The organism is Peribacillus sp. P4_C12 (assembly GCF_056402095.1).
Map to the genome: position 1 here is coordinate 14,742 of NZ_JBFUIB010000025.1, position 18,506 is coordinate 33,247.

Sequence of the window (18,506 nt, forward strand, 5' to 3'; positions counted from 1 at the left end):
CTTAGCTGAAATACTGAGATAGGCTGCTGCTTTGACTATTCGCTTTCGAAATCGCTTTCTCCATGGCTGTGAATTGATTATAATAGCGGGTTTCTAAAGCCTTCAGCTTGTCTTGCCAACTATCTATTTTCGTATTGTAGCTATTTAAGAGTTTTCCAATCGTGAAAGTTGAATTATTAACAGAAGTCGCTTTACCTGCTTTATCTTGGATATTAGTCATCGTCGCTTTGATATCAGCCCTCAACCTTTTGGCCAATCCCATTTCACCACTTGTTTCTCCTGATTTCATAAACAAATCATAAATTTTGTTTGGATCCTCTGAAATAGCAGCACGCAGTTTTTCTTCGTTAATGGTTAGCTTACCACCTTCAAGATAGTTACTTGTAGTAGTTATTCCAATTTCACTTAATGAGTTGACGGAGTTGCTTCCACCAACAGAGGTATATAGCGAGGTCCGCATTTTCGTAAGAAGACCCGCTAACATAGAATCTCCCCGAAGTGTCCCACTCTTTGCCTTCGTTTCCCACAGTTTAATTTCATCCTCAGTCATGTCTTTCCTTTGTGCCGTGGTCAACGGTTGGTATGCACGGTACTTTGTTTCATCTGTCTTCGTTTTGATGTTAGCAAGTATCTCGTTGTACTTATTCACAAACTGGGTAACAGTATCTAGAACTGCGTCTACATCTGAGGTAGACGAAAAGGTTACCGGACCCGTATTCCCCTGTTTAAGAGTAATTTCAACACCGTTAATAGTGAATGTGTTGGTGGAACGTTCAATATCCAGACCGTTATAATTTAAGGTTGCATTTTGACCGGCCGTTCCTCTACTCGCTCCAACAGCAGCAATATTATTTTCATCTAAATTTAGGAGATCCGTAAAGAGTGTACCACTCAAACCAATTTCTGCAGTAACACTCGTTCCATCTTCTCTTGTTAATCCAGTTGGAACTGCCCCCGTGTTTTTCGCCGTAAATGAAATCTGTTTCGTGTTCTGATCATAAAAAGCAGTAACATCTGAATTAGCATTAATTTTTGATATTAAACTATTTAACGTATCAGTATCTTCAATTTTTGTCGTAAAGGTATTTAAAGAACCGTCCTTATTAATCGTTTCAATTTTTATTTCCTGTCCTATATACGCTTCAGGAATGATATCTGTTGCTTTTTCAACTCCCACTGCCCCATTACTGAGCATAGTTGCTGCTGAAGCTAATTTTCCTACTGTCAAAGTCCCAGAAAAATCAACCGTTGAATTGATATTCTTTACTGAGATTGCATTAGGATCAGAAACTGACACTGTTTTCTTAATAAAGGATTTTTGCATCCCCACTCCATCTTTAATAAGGGTATCCAGTTCCAACAATAACTTATTGATCTCGCGATAATCATCTCGCTGCCATTCAGCATATTGTTTCTTTTGTTCTAGCGTATCCAAAGGAACACGTGCAGCCTGCATCATACTGCTAACAAGCGCGTCAATATCCATCCCACTCGCTAAACCGTTAATTCTTACCATCGTAACATCACCTACCTATACTTTTTCATCTACCATAATACCGACGAACTCGGTCATCGCTGCATAAAAGTCTAAAAGCTTCTTTGGTGGGATTTCCCGAATCGTTTCATTGGTTACGTCATCCACAACCTTGACATAATACTCATTCAATTTTTCATGATATTCAAAACGAACTGCCGTATGTGTTGGATTCAGAAAGGTGTTTAAACTATCAACTACATCTTGAACCCTTTCTTTTGAAGGCTCAATATTAGATTCCGCACTTTGCTCTGAATAGGCAACTGTATTTATTTCTCTCTGATAGTAGGAACTAATTCCATCTGAAATTGCTGTTCTAAGTTGTGAGGAAAGAATATTAGTGGATAAACTCTCCAGCATCTTAATGCCCCCAATGTATTATCTTTATTTTTTATATCGGTAATTACTATTTTATATTTAGGCTTTCGACATTTCTTAAGAAGTAAGATATACGGGATTTATTTAGTAAGCATCTATTTAAAACCTTGGAAGGTTTGATTATACCTATGACTTACTGTATTCTTCGATAATTATTCTTTTACTAACTCTCTATGAAAAAGGATTCTACCTTAACGAGTTTAATATGGACTATTAAATAATACTTTAGCAATTTAATTTCCTTAGAAACGAAAAAAGACTCTAGAAAAATTCTAGAGTCTTTTTTTTCTAAACTGTAGAGTAAAAATTAACGTAATAACTGAAGAACACCCTGTGGTTGTTGATTGGCTTGAGCCAACATTGCTTGAGCTGCTTGAGATAGAATTGAATTCTTAGTTTGGTTCATCATTTCTTTTGCCATATCAACATCACGTACACGAGACTCAGCAGCAGTTAAGTTTTCTGAAGCATTATTTAGATTATTGATTGTATGCTCCAAACGGTTTTGAACTGCTCCTAGATATGAACGACCTGAAGAAACAGATTCAATTTGAGTCTGTACAGCAGTAACAGCAGCATCAGCACCTGCTTGAGTTGATATATCTAATGCAGCAACAGCAGTGTGAGCAGCAGATAAATCAACACCTACAGTAGTTAGATCAATGTCAATTGTTTGACCTGCATCAGCGCCAACTTGAATTTTACCGTTTGCGTCTGAACCGTCCAGCAATTTTTTTGTGTTGAAAGTCGTATTGTCTTTAATACGCTCTATTTCTGAAGAAAGTTGTGCAAATTCATCTTGTAAAGCTTTACGATCTGCATCTACATTTGTGTCATTTGATGCTTGAACTGCTAATTCACGCTGACGTTGAAGGATAGAATGTACTTCATTAAGTCCTCCCTCAGCTGTTTGAATTAAAGAGATACCATCTTGAGCGTTACGAGAAGCTTGATCAAGACCACGAATTTGTCCACGCATTTTTTCAGAAATAGCAAGACCTGCTGCGTCGTCACCTGCACGGTTGATGCGAAGACCTGAAGCAAGTTTCTCCATTGATTTAGATTGTGCATTTGTTGCACTTGATAATTGACTGTGTGTGTTTAGAGCTGCGATATTGTGATTAATAATCATTTTTGTTTCCTCCTTGAGTTTTAAATTCCCACATCCATGTGGTTTTTTACGATGAATAGTGAATAAGACTTCCGTCTATTTCACTACTTATCGTTGTATATATAATATCGACGTGCGTAGAAACATATTTAGAGATTTTAAGATTTTTTCTTGAAATGTTCATATAAATTTTCCAGAATACTGGTTTCTGTTTTAGTAGCTTCATTATTTTCTTGCTGAATAGATAGATAGATTTCTTTTCGATGAATCTCCACATTTTTTGGAGCATTGATACCAAGTTTGATCTGTTCGCCTTCTATAGCTAAGACCGTAATTTCAATATCATTACCTATCATGATCGATTCATTAGATTTTCTAGTTAGAACAAGCACTATTTTTCCTCCTGTTCTACTGAAGGTTCATTAAGAAGATGCTTAGTCATGTAACCACTTCCATTCATGATAAACTGCTTTCCTGTTTTTTTAGAGATATTTAAAATGATAGGAGCTTGAAGATTAGCGGTCGTTTTCTTGAAAGGTTCGTGGATTGTTAAAATGACGAACGTAATGACTTCCTTTTCTGCTTCAATTTGCAAAGTAGATAGTACCTCATCAGTAAGCTTCACTTCATAATCATGAAAAATATCAAATGGGTTCAACATGATAAAAGCAACCTCTTTTGTTGTTATAGATTGCAGAACGACAAATGGTGTTTCCTCCAAAGCTAGCAAACAAAACTGTTTTTCGTCTAAAAACCCTGGTATCCCGCTTTCAAATGTATAAATGTTTTCTTGTGCTATCTCTATTTCGCCATGAAATTTTGTTTGTCTATTCATATATGTCTTCACTCACCTATCTCATCTGGAAACAAATTAATGAAATCTATATCCAGCGAATTTTCTTGTAAAACTTCCACTTCTACATTACCTGGGATGTATGTATGGTTTGGCTTATTAACCTGCACATCGATGATCGGTTTTTGAGGGGTTGCTTCAATTTCTACCTGAGCCGGTTGATAGTCCAGCTGAACACTGAAATGAGAGGGAATCCAGCCGAGATTAAATTGCTTTTCTGGCCCCTTGCTGTTTCGCTTCGCCTGAACCGCGATTGTATTACCTCCGTTTTCAATATGTCTCAACTCCGTACCCTGCTGTGACCTTCTTGCCATACCTGCCAGCCAATCCTGATAGCCCTGCTGTGCAAATTCCTCAACTCGCTTGGATAGGCTTTTCAAATCCATATCTTCTCTCGCTTTTGTTTGATCAATCGTTAGCTGCCCTGGGGTTGTCTGAATTTCTAAGATTGCTCTCGGCTGTTCAATTGATTGGTCCGCTGCCTTCTGCTGAATTTCCTGTACAGGTTGGTCTATATTCAATCCAACCTTCATTGAGGAAGACTGCAATTGTATTTGTGGCATTTGCATCCTTATCACTCCTCTTCTTATGAAAAAAAGCTATCCATATAGGAATAGCTTAGCGAAGAAAATCTAGTAAACTCGGTTGGATGATTCTTGCTCCAACACTTAATGCAGCACTATGAATACTTTCCTGGGTCGTTAAATCCATTATCGCCTTTTCGATATCGACATCCTCGTTTTTCGAAAGGATTTCTGTAGCAAAAACTTCCTGCTGCTTTAGGCGGTCCGTCATCAATTCAATTCGATTCTGCTTAGCACCAACCTGAGCTTGCATAGCTAAGAATGTATTGATAGTTTCGTCAATTCCTTCCAGTGTGCTACTCACGTCACCGCCGTTTTCAAGTGCATCGATCGTTTGATCAATGCTGCCGCCAATAGCAAGCGCATTCCCAAAAAGCTTGGATCCGTCTGTATTAATCTGAATAGTAATCCCAGAAAATACTTCAAGATTAATAGCTCCTGTGCCGTACAATATATTCCCATCACCATCTTTAACGGAAGATGGTTTCACATTCGTATTCTGACCGTTAAAAATATACTTCCCACCAATCTGGGTATCACCTATACTTACGAGATGTTCTTTTAATTGCTTAATTTCTTCTGATACACTTTCAAACTGTTCTCCATCATAGGTTCCATTACTACCTTGAACGGTTAACTCACGAATCCTTTGCAGAACGGAAACTGCTTCACTAATGGCATCATCTGTACTATCAATCCAGTTAGTTGCCTCCGAGATGTTACTTGTATACTGCTGGATTTGATTGAGATTGATCCGGTACCCCATTCCCATCATTGCAGCAACGGGATTATCGGATGGTTTAGAGAGTTTTTTTTGAGAAGAGACTTGTTCCTGCAACTTGCCCATTTTTTCGTAACTTCTGCTTAAATTACTTAACATATTATTAGTTAGCATGGATTGCGTCACACGCATATTTTCTCACTCCTATTATCGGCCTACCGTACCCATTCMGTTAATGATTTTATCGAGCATTTCATCCATCATCGTCATCATTCTTGCAGAAGCATTGTAAGCTTGCTGGAACCTAATCATATCTGTCATCTCTTCATCTAAGGATACAGAACTGACAGAGTCTCTATTTTGGTTAACGGATGTAGCAAGCACTACAGAGTTGGAAAGATTCTTTTGAGCACTTTGTGAATCAACACCCAATTTCCCAATAATCCCGGAATAATAGGTGTCAAAGGTCCCAGTTAACTCCTTAGAATTTTGGTCTTTAGTTGAGTAATCACTAAAAGCTTTCTTTTTCAAATCAGCTAAGAGTTTAGCATTTTCATTATCCCCAGAAGCTCCTCCACTATTACCACCTGCGGCGATTAATGAAGGGTCCTTCAATATCTCACTATTCACCTTGATGCTTTCAGCAGCACTCTTACCTGGTTCAATTTCAAAAAAGTTTAATGTTGATGTTTCACTAGCTCCTAACGCATACCCCTGCTTATGAATAGCATTAAACTCATTCACAAAAGCCGTTGCCATATTATCCAGCTTCTGCAGCATATCAGGATAGGTTCCTCCGATTGTACCATCACTCTTTTTATAGCCAAAACTGTTAATCAACCCGGATAGCTCTCCTGAAGACTTGTACTCCGTTAATGTTTTCGAACCAAATTTCACTCCATCTACCATACCTGTCGATTTATCATAGCTAACTTCAACTTTTGAAGTTCCAAGCATTCCAGTTTGGTTAACACTTACTAGATTGATAGGTGGCACATAAGAAGAACCGTCTTCTTGCATTAGTTCAATATTGTATAGTCCTGTTGCTACATCACTAGCTTTGCCATAATCAGTTGGAATGACGTTTTTTACGTTTATACTAACAAGCTGAGAGAGGCTGTCTACAAGTAAATCACGTTTATCGTAAAGTTCATTCGGGATAATCCCATGCGGCTCTACTTTACTAATTTGCTGGTTAAGTTGATCAATACTGCTAATAAGCAGATTGATTTCGTTCGCTTTAACGTTAATTTGATTTCCGATATCCGTTTGAACGCTTTTTAGCGAATTGTAGTAGTAGTTAAGGGTATCCGCGACCATAACGCCTGTTGAGGCAACAACCTCACGAGCCCCTGAGTTTTCCGTGTTGGCCGTTAACCCCTGCAGAGAATTCCGGAATTTTTCCATCATTGCAGCTAACCCGCTGTCGGTTGGTTCATTCATGATGCCTTCCATTTTAGACAATGATTCGCTCATCGCCCCGTAAAAACCGATTTTATTACTTTGAGTCCTGTATTGTGAGTCCAAAAAGCTGTCTCGGATTCGCTGTACAGTTTCTGCAGCCACCCCTGTCCCGAGTTGACCTGCTATACGAGGGCTGTTTAATCCGACGGTAGGAAACCCAGATGTCTGTACCAAGTTAACACGCTGCCTTGAATATCCTAATGTATTGGCATTGGCAACGTTATTTCCTGTAGTATACAAGGCTCCTTGTGAGGTCGATAATCCACGTTTAGCTGTTTCAAGCCCCATAAAGGTTGAAATCATTTGCTCAAACCTCCATCTCTTTTCTGTTTCTTATGCTTTCGAATCAAATATGCCTATACCGCTTTTTGTTGGCTTTTTAACGGACTTCCCGTAGTTCATATCCTGGCTTTGCGGTCTCAGCATATCTAAAGAGACATTAATGAATTGAAGTGACTGGTAGATTAATTGCTGATTTAAAATGTTCCGCTCTTTCAGCTTAGCTACTTCATCGATTAGCTCTTTTTTTAGTCGTTTTAGTGCAGCCGTTTCAATTGGTTCTGTTAATTCCATTACGGTGTCGATGGAAGCAGTCTGTCTCACTGCTCCTTTTGCTGTAAAAAATCCCTCGACTGCTGCTTCTCTTTCTTTATCCGTTTGACTGATTGCTTTAATATGCTTTTGTTCTTCGATCAGCAGAGCGGTAATTGCCTCAGTGTCGCTAGCTTTTAAAATGGTTGTTTTTCTTAAGGCTAATTGATTGAAGCTTCTATGAAGCTTGATCAATTTTTCAAGCGATTCGATGATGTTTCGTGCAGACATTCTTGCTCCCTCCTCTGCTCATGGATGATGGGTGAAATATATTTCCGTTCACATAATCAAACGTTTATTAATAATTTATTTTCGATAAAAATCAATAAGGCCTTTTGCTGTCGCCTGTGAATTCAATTTATAATTTCCATTTTCCACTTGGATTTTCAGTTCGTCCACTTTTGCTTGTCTTGCAGCAGGAATTGGAGATAATTGCTGCATTTCTTTTGCCGCTGAAGAAATTTCAACTTTATCTGAGGCATTGCCCTTAGATTCTTTAACATTTCCCGCTTTATTGGCTTGAAGATTATACGGGTTAATCCCTGTCATACCGACGTTATTGATTTTCATATTCCAGATCCTCCCCTTCGGCCGATTTTCTTTATCTAATCTTGTATATGACCTCATATTTCGATTCCTTTACAGACCATAAGAATGACTCTTGGCTGTGATTATTCTCCCTATCATTATTATCGACAAGGACTTATTTTTTTTTATGGTTTCCTGTAATCTTTCCTTCGACAACCATTGTCGAATTTTGTTCTCAATACCGAATATTCTAACAAAATACCAATCAGGAAGCCAAGGATTATCCTTCGTGATTATCTTTAATATAATACGTATTTTTTTTATTTCGTTCTTGTATTTTAGTTAGGCACTTTTCTTCATCTTCAAAAGTCTGCAATTCAGAGCGAAGGGAATCGCTGCATTTGCTACATAATCTCCCACTTTGAATGTTGGTCCCGCATTTCACAAGGAATGCCTAGGTTAGGAAATTGGGAAATTCTCAGTTTTCCTGTTTTTACAAATTTAATAATCAAATCTTCTTCCACACCTGTGGCCTCAACCACTTGCATCATTAACGCCGTTCGATTACTTTTCTTGCGAATGTAGGCATACACTTCATCAAATTTAGCTTCTTCTTCTTTATAGCAAGCATCGCAAACATTACGAAATTTTGTTTTAACAAATAACGAATTACAGTTTTGACAGTTGAACAAATCCATTGAGGACCCCTCCTTTACTATCACAATGATTGTTCTTCAGTACTGTATATATCGAATATTAACACCGATACTTTAGAAGGTTTATAAAAAATATTCGGTTTTACCTAGCCAGAGTGATTGATGAAACTTCTGTGGCACCAGCAGTTTTCAAAGCCTTAGCCGCATGCCGGAGTGTTGAGCCTGTTGTGTAAATGTCATCCACGATTAAGATTGATTTTTGCTTTAATAAATCCGGTTTGGTGACCTGAAAAACTTGTGGCAATGATATCCGCTCCTCCCGTGACTTTTTCGATTGTTTTTCCGTATGAAGGCGCGTTAATAGCTCAACCGTGTTAAGGCCTAGCAGATCTGTCAAAGCCTGTGCCTGATTGAAACCCCTCTCCATCAGACGTTCATTACTAAGAGGAATGAACGTTACCAAGTCAAAATTCATGTCTTTTAGTTTGTCTTTTAAAAATGGAACGAAGGCCTCAGCCAGTGCATAATCTCCTCGGTACTTATATTTCGCAATCATGTCTTTCAGGAATTCATTATAATGAAAAAGCGATATGTTTATGGACAAATACCCGCTCCATTTCTTATCTTTTTCCCATCTCACACAATCCAAACAAAGATCCTCGATGCGGTAATTCTTATCAAGCTCTCGAGAGCAAATCGAGCATGTCTCACCTGCTAACTTTTTAAGTTTCCCTTCACATCTTTCACAGATTGTCATTGCCTCTTTCTTTAGTAATAGACTTCTCCACGTCAATACTACTTTCATTTCTTCTACACAAAATAAGCATCTAGCCATCCAGCAGTCCTCTTTTCCAGGCCTCTTTATTCATCATTTGTATATGGTAGATCGCCTCGACCATAGCTTTGCTTTTTCCGTAATGAAAAAAAGTGATAGTTCCCGTAGGATACGTAAAGCTTCTGCCGACGCGGCCAGCAATCTGAACGAGAGCACTCTCAGAAAAGACCTCATGTTCAGCACCAATCACGGCTACATCTAGTCGTTCAATTGTCACCCCGCGTTCTAAAATCGTCGTGGTCAATAATCCAGGGACCTCGCCATTCCGTAATGCCTGTACTCTTTCTTTTCGTTCAGGGTGCTGTGAGTGAACGGTCTCCAATTTAGGGGATAGTGTTTGAAACAACGGAATTACCTGTTCCATCACTTGAATGCTCGGAAAAAATAATAATAGAGGAATCTTCTGCTGAAGACGTTCGCTTACCCAACTGGCAATCACAGGAGGAATCTTTTTTTGGAGATATTGTTTTTGCCAATTGCCGCTCCATTTCATTTCAGGAACAGGGATCGGCTTATGATGGTAACGGGCAGGGATTGTCACGGCTTGCAGTTTCCCGCTACGGTAAGATCGTTGCATCTGTTTAGAAGGAGTGGCAGTTAAGTAGATAGTTGTAGCAGAGGGCTTTTTGGATTTATTAACCGCATAATGTAGAGAATCATCAATAGAGTAGGGAAACGCATCGACTTCATCAATGATGACTACATCGAAGGCTTCAGAAAAACGAAAAAGCTGATGTGTGGTGGAAACGGTTAGCGGCGAAGCTTTGCTTCGGTCTTCGCTGCCTCCATACAGAGAGGATACCTCAATGGCTGGAAAGGCTCTTTTTAACCGGGGTGACAGTTCGAGAACGACATCGGTCCGAGGTGTTGCCATACAGATTCGTTTTCCGGCAAGCAAGCCCGCCTCAATGCCAGCAAATAGGACTTCCGTTTTACCAGCTCCGCATACGGCCCAAACCAGTAATTCACCTTTTCTTTTTACAGCCTCAACGACACAGTCCGAGGCCGTTTGCTGACCTGGAGTTAGAGTTCCATCCCAGCTCATTACTTTGTCAGGAACCGCAAACTTCAAATCAGGACCAATCCAGCCGTATAATTTTGCACATTCACTGACCCGCCCCATCATGATACAGGCCCGGCAGTAAGTACAATCTTGATTGCAAATCTTACACGGAAACGTATAAAACAAAGCAGAATTTTGGTTACCGCATCGTACACAATTGTACTGACCATTCACGCATTTCACGCCGGAAGTCACAGAGACATAGCCGTGCTTTATTTGGTCGGAAATGATTGCCGGGGAAAAAGGAATTTCGGAGGCCAATAACAACCTTCCTGTGAGGTGATTCTGAAGTTCTGGGGAAAAAGGGGGAGAACTAATCGTAGTTTCCAAACTATAACCTTCTTTCTTAGAATAGAATTTTACACTCGTAAATAGAATTCGCTTTTCACATTAGAATCCCTCTTACATCCATAAAAAAACGCCTCCTCCTTTTCAAGGAAAGACGTTCCTCTGTTTATACTTTATACCAGCCCATCCCCATCGAGCCTTCGCCCAGATGCGTTCCGATCACAGGACCGAAGTAGCTGATGTCAAACTCGACATTTGGGAAACGCGCTTCAAGTTCCGTTTTCCAGTCTTTAGCTTCAGCTTCACGCTTAGCATGAATAATGACCGCTTTATAGTTTTCACCGTTTGCCGCGTCTTCTCCAAGTAAATCAGCAATCCGTTTCATCGCCTTTTTTCTAGTACGGATTTTTTCGAACGGGACAATGACTTTGTCAACAAAATGGAGAACAGGCTTTACTTGTAGCAAACTCCCTATCAAGGCCTGGGCACTGCTTAGCCGCCCCCCACGCTGCAGATGGGATAAGTCATCTGCCATGAAATATGCCCGGACGGAAAGTTTCATTTCTTCGAGCCTGGCCATAATCTCTTCTGCGTCCTTGCCGTCAAGTGCCATCTGAGCCGCTTCGAGAACATAAAATCCCTGGACTCTACAGCTGATTTCAGAATCAAAGGCGTGGACCTGAACTCCCTCTACCATTTCACCTGCTGAAACCGCACCTTGATACGTACCACTGATACCACTCGATAAATGAATTGAAATAACATCATCATATTCTTTTTGCAGCTCTTCAAACTTCTCAACAAACTGACCGATTGGCGGTTGTGACGTGGTCGGTAGCTTCGCTTGCCTTTTTACTTCTTCATAAAACTCATCTGCAGCAATATCGATTTCTTCCCGGTAGGCTTCGTTGGAAAAAATGACATTAAGCGGCATCATATGTATATGTAAACGATCACGCATATCCTTAGGTATATATGCAGTGCTATCTGTTACGACTGCGGTTTTCATAGTGAGTACCATCCTTATAAAATTACTCTAAATATCTTATACACCATTCTATCTGAAAATGCCTTAACTTGCATTAAGTAGCTTCTCTTTTTTTTACCATAAATATGTAAAAATTAAGTAGGTGAATAGATTTATGCCGAGTTCGGCATTTGACAAAAAAAGTCCGGCTCTTCAGTACGCATTGCGAAAACTGAAGAGCCGGACTTATCATAAGTTAAAATTATTTCACTTCTACCCAKCCGTTTTTAATAGCTAAAACAACAGCTTGGGTACGGTCGTTTACATTCATTTTTTGAAGAATGTTACTCACATGGTTTTTTACTGTTTTTTCACTGATATATAAAGTTTCGCCGATGGCACGGTTGCTTTTTCCGTCTGCTAAAAGTTGAAGAACTTCACACTCGCGTCGAGTCAATAGGTGAAGCGGTCTTCTGATCTCTACAGCATGTACTGAATCACGATCAGCACCCTCTTCAGCAGCTAAACGGCGATATTCTTTGACTAAATTATGTGTCACCTTTGGATGAAGGTATGAGCYACCTTCTGCGACTACACGAACAGCATCAATTAGCGCATCTGCGTCCATTTCTTTCAACAGGTAACCTTGTGCTCCTGTTTTCAATGCATGCTGTACATAGTTTTCATCATCATGAATCGATAAAATGATGACTTTCGTTTCAGGGTAACGGTTTATAAGCATTTTAGTCGCTTCGACACCGTTCATATTCGGCATGTTGATATCCATGATAACAACATCTGGTTTGTGTGTTTCAACAAGATCCATAGCCTCGCTTCCGTCATCGCCTTCGGCAACAACATCAAAGGATGATTCAAAATCTAATATACGCTTAACACCTTCACGGAAAAGCTGATGGTCATCTATAATGATGATACTAGTCTTCAACGGCTTCTTCCTCCTAATTTCTATTTAAATGCCTATTCTCTAAAATTTATAAATGATAGGGAATTTGTATAAACACCAAAGTGCCTGACCCTGGTTGTGAATCAATCGTCATTTCACCTTCAAGCAGTTCGACTCTTTCCCTCATGCCTACTAAGCCAAAAGAACCCTCTTTTTGAATGGAAGAATCAAACCCTTTTCCATCATCTTTGACGACAACCGTAACCATCTCTTTAGAAATGGAAAGTTTAACTTGAACTTGCTTTGGCTCTGCATGTTTCAGTGAATTCTGTACAGCCTCTTGGACCAGCCTAAATAAAGCAACCTCCATATCAGAGGGAAGCCTTTTGACCTGGCCGAGGTTAACGAAATTCAAATGCACACCAGTATTATAGTCTTCGGTCGTTTGTAGATACTTTCTGAGGGTAGGAACAAGGCCTAGATCGTCAAGGGCCATAGGGCGCAGATCATAGATGATTCTACGCACTTCATATAACGCATTCCGTACCATGACTTTTAAGCTACGGATTTCCACAAGAGCTTCATCAGGACCTCTCTCTCGTTGTACACGTTCTATCAAATCCGAACGCATCATGACATTAGCAAGCATTTGCGCGGGGCCATCATGGATTTCCCGTGAGAGTTTTTTACGTTCCTGCTCCTGAGCTTCTATTATTTTCAAGCCGAAGTCCTGCTTACGTTTCGCTTCTTGTAGAGCTTCTCCCACAAATTTCAAGTCCTGTGTCAAATAGTTTTGTACAACAGAGATTTGCGAGACGAGATGTACAGCTTTATCAATCGTCTGCTGTAATCCCCTTAATCTAAGCTCAAGTTCATCCCGTCGATTACGAAGCTCTTTCTCTAACTGGCGATTTATTTGTAAATCGACTTGCAGCTTATGTGCCCTCTCATAAGCATCGCGAACCTGTTCTTCAGAAAAATGGTTGAAGTGCATACTGACTTCGGAAAGCCTTTTTCGAGCAAATCTGGCTTTTGAATCCAGTGCATCGCTGTCGGTTATCACAATGGCAACTCTGATTTTCACATCATCAAGCTCTTTTGTTAATGACTCAAAGTCTTTGCGACATTGCTCTCCAATATCAAAGACTTCATCCTTACTTTCACTAACAGTGCATACCATTGTTTCTAAGATCTTGTCCAATGCTTTAGCATCAACCTTTTTTATGGACATTAAGATCCCTCCACTTAAATCAACAGACTTAAACAATTTGTTGTCTTATAGACTATGTATATGGAAAAAAGCTCTTTTTCCTTTTTCATGAATGGTTAATTATCAGGAAACTTGCAATGAAGTAACCTTCATGAACATATTGTACCAAAAAAAGAAGAAAAATACGTCAATTTCATTGTAGGATTTTCACAAAATATACATATTTAGTATACATTTCATATTCCTAGCTTTTATGGATATCACGTTAGACCACCTATTAAAAGGTTGTTTCTATTATCCTAATTCGAATTATCCTTATCAATCAAATGGAATATTCCACTCCATTGATTATTATACGAAACAGATACATTTATTAAATGGCAAAATCCTTGAAATGAGCTGACACGATATGGACAAGCCAGGTTTATGGTACAAAACTCATTGTTTTTCCTACAATGATATTCTTTTAAGCATATATGACCATCTAATAAACATTAGCTGGCAGTAGAATTAATTATAACACGTACAACTTTTTCTTATATTAAAGTTTCTTTACACTATACGGAATAAAAAATAATCTTCATTGCCACTTTTTGCGCAAAGCCTTATAATGAATCAACTAATAGCGAGAGCGAAGGTGGAATAGTAATGCTCCCTCATTATTTAACGGTAAAAGGACGTGGTGAACATGAAATCGTGATTGAGAAATCTCGATTTATTGCCCACATCGCCCGAGTGGAATCAGAAGAAGTAGCCCAGGCCTTTATTCAAGAAATTAAGAAAAAGCATAAAGATGCTACTCATAATTGTTCAGCCTATATGATTGGAGAACAAAATCAAATTCAAAAAGCCCTTGATGATGGAGAGCCAAGCGGTACGGCAGGCGTCCCTATTCTTGAGGTTCTTAAGAAAAAAGACCTAAAAGATACGGCTGTTGTGGTTACACGATATTTTGGCGGCATCAAACTTGGTGCAGGCGGCCTGATTCGTGCTTATAGTAAAGCGACTTCAGAAGGAATTAATACCACGGGTGTAGTTAATAGAAAATTAATGCGCGTAATTTCAACAAATGTCGACTATACCTGGCTCGGAAAATTGGAAAACGAATTACGATCATCGATTTATCAAATAAAGGAAATTCAATACCTTGAACAAGTCAATCTTCTGGTATATGTAGAGGAAGCCCAAAAACAGGCATATACCAACTGGATGACAGAGCTGACAAACGGTCAAGGTCGTATCACTGAGGGCGAAATGATTTATTTAGAACAGGCTCTCGTTTAATTTTCTCCTGCATATTTTTCCTTTTTTTTGCTGTAATATAATTGAAAAGAAATATTTATTTTACGAAATTATTAAATCATTGTAAAATTAGTATTAATATATGACGAAATATATACTGAAGGATTCGAAAAATGGCGATTTATGTCTGCTATTTAAAAGGAGAAGAAAAAGATGTCTAATACTAGGCGTGTTTATAAAATTAAAAAAACAAAGAAAAAAAGGCGAAAGAGGCTTTGGTTATTTCTAGTCCCCCTGTTGGTACTTGGTCTAGGAGCTTCTACGTATGCTGCAACTCTATATATGAAAGCCCAAAATGTATTTAATGATTCTTACGATCCTGTCGAGGCCTCAGCCAAGCGGAGTGAAACGGTTGACCCACTCAAGGATAATTTCTCAATTCTTTTCATAGGGATTGATGACAGCGATGAACGCAACTATAAAGGAAATTCACGCTCGGATGCTTTAATGCTGGCTACATTCAACAAAGATCAAAAATCTATTAAACTATTAAGCATTCCACGTGACTCCTATGTGTACGTGCCAGCCAAGGGCGTAACGACGAAAATCAACTCAGCTCATGCAGCTGGTGGACCAAAAGCAACAATGGATACTGTGGAAGAATTATTCGATATCCCTGTTGATTATTATGTCCGGATGAACTTTAATGCTTTCATCGACGTGGTGGACTCATTAGATGGAATTGAAGTTGATGTACCTTATGAAATGAACGAAATGGATTCGCATGACAAGAAGAATGCCATTCATCTCGAAGAAGGATTACAAACTGTTAATGGTGAAGAAGCATTAGCCTTTGCACGGACTCGTAAAAAGGACAGTGATATCCAACGTGGTGAGCGACAACAGGAAGTTCTGAAAGCCATCATGACCAAGGCAACCTCTGTTGGAGCATTAACGAAGTATACAGGAGTTATGGAAGCTGTTGGCGAGAATATGACAACGAATCTCCAATTCTCACAAATTAAAGGTTTCATAAAATATGTAACATCTGACAACGGTCTGGATCTCGAAACTGTTAAACTTGAAGGTCAAGATTCCACAATTAGCGGAACCTATTACTATCAATTGAACGAAACATCAGTAGCAAATACTAAGCTACTACTTCAATCCCACTTAAATCTGGGTCCTAAAGAAGTCTCTAATCAAACTGAAGCCGTTCAATCACAATAACATTTAGAAAAAAAGAACCCCCCACTCATCCTTAGAGATGAAGTGGGGTTTCCTTTTACTCACCAGGTAGTTGACTCTCTACCCTTTTAATTGGTGCTTCCATAATATTTTTCAAGATTCTTTCATTATTATTGGTATCAATGTAAGTGAAAATTAACTCTTTCCTTAATGCTACATCATTCCGTTCCTTCATTCCTTGTCTAATGACCTCTTCTAGCTTAATAAACAAGTCATCCTCGGTATAAACAATGTCTCCTAGGAAAGTCTCTTCTATCGGCCTTAAAATACCATTCGCAAAGAATACATCTTGATCAAAATGATAATAGATAACCGGTTTTCCCAGTAAGGTAAAGTCGAATGAAACCGAAGAGAAATCCGTAATCATTATACTGTTATCCTTCAATAAATCCTGCACGGTCCTTGTTCCCAATTCAACCAATTCAATCCTCGAAGTACGAAATTTCACGTTTTCAGCCATATATTCCTGCATCCGATAATGTGGATAGAAATTAAGCTTTAAATCATATTCTTCCAGCATCCCTTGCAATTTATCGGATTGTAAAAAGCCTATATATTTTTCATAATATAAGGAATTCAACAACTTCTCTTCATTGGTGATCCATTCACGCCATGTCGGAATCAAGAGTATTTCCCTTTTAGGATGATGATTTTCCTGCAGCTTATCAAACCGAGCCAACCCCGTCACAACAACTTCATCATCTAAGTAACCAAATTCTTTTTCAACCATTTTCTTTTCATGTTTGGAAGAAACAATAAATAGATCAAATGGATATTTATAAAAGACTTTATGGTACTCCACGTTCTTTCTGCCCAATACACCATGCTGAAGAAATACCTTATGTGCCTTTTGATAATTCTTCACCTTTATTCCTTTAAAAGGTAGGAAATACTCAAGGTCATGTGTCCCAATTAACTTTGAAGCCCTTAAGCTTTTTTCAATATGCTTACGGCTTCCGATATCAAGAACATGATCTAATTTATCCAGCCGTTCCTTATCTCTTGCTTTCGGGTCAATAGCATAATAAATTTCAATATCAGGATAATTGTCTCTCACAAATCTAAAGAATTGATACCCATTATCTTGAGCTGTATCAGGTCGTTCCCCGACAATCCAGATGTCATCGTCCGTTTCCTTCAATTTGAAATCTTGAATCTCGTTGTATATATCCTTTTCATAGATAAAGCTCTCCACTTTCAAGTTTCCTTTAGGAGTAGTCGTTAAATGATACTCAGCCACTTTGTCATCATTCATCGTTCCTTCAAAGCTTAGCAATACATCATCTTTGAAGTAATCAAACTCTTTTAAACCAAGCTTAACTTTTCGGTAAAAATTGTCACCTTTCAAGATAAAGAATACATCAATGATTTCCTTGAATTCGGTAATCAGCTTTCCTAATTCCGGAATCGGAATCCTGGTTATAAACCCATTATTATCTGGATCTTCAGTGCCAATCAACTCTATCGGCAGTTCAGTCGATTCTTCAGACGTCCGATTCACAAGGAGAATGTTCATATCAAACGTTTCCTTACTATTCGGGATTTCAAAAAGTGCATTCCCCTGTATAACGAGGTCATTATTTTCTATATGATAAGAAGAAGCATCCCGGTAAAAAGGCATTTTGGCAAACTTAAAGGAAAGATTACTATATATAGTCGTATGGAATTCTCCAAAATAATATTCATCTATATGGTGGGTTTTGTATTGTCCTTCCAAATCTACTACCGTCTCATCCTCATTCACCTTGATGCGAATATTAAAAAAAGACGATTCTTTCACTTTACTGCTGAGATATCCATCCCATTTTTTAGACCATTCAAGTGAACCTGTCAGGAACTGCTTGTAATCAACAGAAGCATGTATGAACGCAATATTGTTATCCTTGGATAATTCGACAGGGATATTAATGAATTCATTCGAATCCCTTTCTCTTAACCGGATATACAGCTCGTCTTCCTTCCCATTTAATAGTTCCATCAATGGAGGTAGGGGAAACCCTAGTGATAATTTCACCTCATCCTCGCCGAAATCAGCTGAAACGCTATGTGCTACAAGATGGATTAGAGACGTCTTTGCTGAGACCTTTCCATTACTTGACTCCACTTTAACTCGGACAGCATCCTTATACCGCGGAACATGGAATTCAAATATCTCATTCTTTTCACGTAAATCTTTAACATAGCAAGGATAAAAATACTCATCATTTTCGTGGACAACCATGATGGATAGTTCCCACTTTCCTTTTGGGAAAATAGGATACACCTCTGTATCGATTTTCGCTGTGAAGATATCCCCATCTACGATTAAAGTAGATGGGGATATCTTCAC

The 18,506-nt window shown here is 38.8% G+C and carries 19 protein-coding genes; 2 read left to right on the top strand and 17 right to left on the bottom strand.

Going from position 1 to position 18,506, the window contains the following annotated elements:
* Position 1 precedes the first annotated feature (1 nt).
* The 16 genes from AC1DUW_RS07295 to AC1DUW_RS07370 form a co-directional block, all read right to left on the bottom strand.
* Complete coding sequence (locus tag AC1DUW_RS07295) at positions 2-1,516, bottom strand: flagellar hook-associated protein 2 (protein WP_053348568.1); 1,515 nt, start codon at positions 1,514-1,516, stop codon at positions 2-4.
* 15 nt (positions 1,517-1,531) lie between these two features.
* Positions 1,532-1,894: a flagellar protein FlaG gene (flaG, locus tag AC1DUW_RS07300; protein ID WP_053348567.1), complete on the bottom strand. Its 363-nt coding sequence runs from the start codon at positions 1,892-1,894 to the stop codon at positions 1,532-1,534.
* Positions 1,895-2,219: 325 nt separating this feature from the next.
* On the bottom strand, positions 2,220-3,044 hold the full coding sequence (locus AC1DUW_RS07305; RefSeq protein WP_477642268.1) for a flagellin N-terminal helical domain-containing protein: 825 nt from the start codon (positions 3,042-3,044) through the stop codon (positions 2,220-2,222).
* A 137-nt stretch (positions 3,045-3,181) separates the two neighbouring features.
* On the bottom strand, positions 3,182-3,415 hold the full coding sequence (gene csrA, locus AC1DUW_RS07310; RefSeq protein ID WP_056524408.1) for a carbon storage regulator CsrA: 234 nt from the start codon (positions 3,413-3,415) through the stop codon (positions 3,182-3,184).
* Complete coding sequence (fliW, locus tag AC1DUW_RS07315; protein ID WP_053348564.1) at positions 3,415-3,858, bottom strand: flagellar assembly protein FliW; 444 nt, start codon at positions 3,856-3,858, stop codon at positions 3,415-3,417. Before fliW ends, csrA begins: the two co-directional genes overlap by 1 nt.
* Positions 3,859-3,866: 8 nt before the next feature.
* Complete coding sequence (locus AC1DUW_RS07320; protein WP_053348563.1) at positions 3,867-4,445, bottom strand: DUF6470 family protein; 579 nt, start codon at positions 4,443-4,445, stop codon at positions 3,867-3,869.
* Between the two features lie 49 nt (positions 4,446-4,494).
* The gene (gene flgL / locus AC1DUW_RS07325) at positions 4,495-5,373 is read right to left on the bottom strand and encodes a flagellar hook-associated protein FlgL (RefSeq protein WP_477642269.1); all 879 of its coding nucleotides are present in this window, start codon (positions 5,371-5,373) and stop codon (positions 4,495-4,497) included.
* Between the two features lie 15 nt (positions 5,374-5,388).
* The gene (flgK, locus tag AC1DUW_RS07330; RefSeq protein ID WP_477642270.1) at positions 5,389-6,948 is read right to left on the bottom strand and encodes a flagellar hook-associated protein FlgK; all 1,560 of its coding nucleotides are present in this window, start codon (positions 6,946-6,948) and stop codon (positions 5,389-5,391) included.
* Positions 6,949-6,978: 30 nt separating this feature from the next.
* Positions 6,979-7,467 (bottom strand): flagellar protein FlgN, encoded by a 489-nt coding sequence (locus AC1DUW_RS07335; RefSeq protein ID WP_053348560.1) that lies wholly within the window; start codon positions 7,465-7,467, stop codon positions 6,979-6,981.
* A 75-nt stretch (positions 7,468-7,542) separates the two neighbouring features.
* A complete protein-coding gene (flgM, locus tag AC1DUW_RS07340; RefSeq protein WP_053348559.1) occupies positions 7,543-7,806 on the bottom strand; it encodes a flagellar biosynthesis anti-sigma factor FlgM in 264 nt (87 codons plus the stop codon).
* A 362-nt stretch (positions 7,807-8,168) separates the two neighbouring features.
* Positions 8,169-8,462 carry a hypothetical protein gene (locus tag AC1DUW_RS07345; RefSeq protein WP_477642271.1) on the bottom strand — a complete coding sequence of 98 codons (294 nt, stop codon included), beginning with the start codon at positions 8,460-8,462 and terminating at the stop codon, positions 8,169-8,171.
* 100 nt (positions 8,463-8,562) lie between these two features.
* Positions 8,563-9,255 carry a ComF family protein gene (locus AC1DUW_RS07350; RefSeq protein WP_053348557.1) on the bottom strand — a complete coding sequence of 231 codons (693 nt, stop codon included), beginning with the start codon at positions 9,253-9,255 and terminating at the stop codon, positions 8,563-8,565.
* Positions 9,248-10,579, bottom strand: a complete 1,332-nt coding sequence (locus tag AC1DUW_RS07355; RefSeq protein WP_477642272.1) for an ATP-dependent helicase ComFA — start codon at positions 10,577-10,579, stop codon at positions 9,248-9,250. The genes AC1DUW_RS07350 and AC1DUW_RS07355 overlap by 8 nt, the downstream gene beginning before the upstream one ends.
* A gap of 193 nt (positions 10,580-10,772) precedes the next feature.
* Positions 10,773-11,615, bottom strand: coding sequence for a DegV family protein (locus AC1DUW_RS07360; RefSeq protein WP_053348556.1), 843 nt, complete (start codon positions 11,613-11,615; stop codon positions 10,773-10,775).
* Between the two features lie 220 nt (positions 11,616-11,835).
* Complete coding sequence (locus AC1DUW_RS07365; RefSeq protein WP_477642273.1) at positions 11,836-12,519, bottom strand: response regulator; 684 nt, start codon at positions 12,517-12,519, stop codon at positions 11,836-11,838.
* Positions 12,520-12,565: 46 nt separating this feature from the next.
* Positions 12,566-13,708: a sensor histidine kinase gene (locus tag AC1DUW_RS07370; RefSeq protein ID WP_053348554.1), complete on the bottom strand. Its 1,143-nt coding sequence runs from the start codon at positions 13,706-13,708 to the stop codon at positions 12,566-12,568.
* A gap of 627 nt (positions 13,709-14,335) precedes the next feature.
* Between AC1DUW_RS07370 and AC1DUW_RS07375 the strand changes: the two genes are divergently transcribed.
* Together AC1DUW_RS07375 and AC1DUW_RS07380 are read left to right on the top strand one after the other, a co-directional pair.
* The gene (locus AC1DUW_RS07375; protein ID WP_053348553.1) at positions 14,336-14,971 is read left to right on the top strand and encodes a YigZ family protein; all 636 of its coding nucleotides are present in this window, start codon (positions 14,336-14,338) and stop codon (positions 14,969-14,971) included.
* A gap of 171 nt (positions 14,972-15,142) precedes the next feature.
* Positions 15,143-16,159, top strand: a complete 1,017-nt coding sequence (locus AC1DUW_RS07380; RefSeq protein WP_477642274.1) for an LCP family protein — start codon at positions 15,143-15,145, stop codon at positions 16,157-16,159.
* A 55-nt stretch (positions 16,160-16,214) separates the two neighbouring features.
* Here AC1DUW_RS07380 and AC1DUW_RS07385 read toward each other — a convergent pair.
* On the bottom strand, positions 16,215-18,506 hold a 2,292-nt coding region (locus tag AC1DUW_RS07385; RefSeq protein WP_477642275.1), incomplete at its 5' end, for a CDP-glycerol glycerophosphotransferase family protein.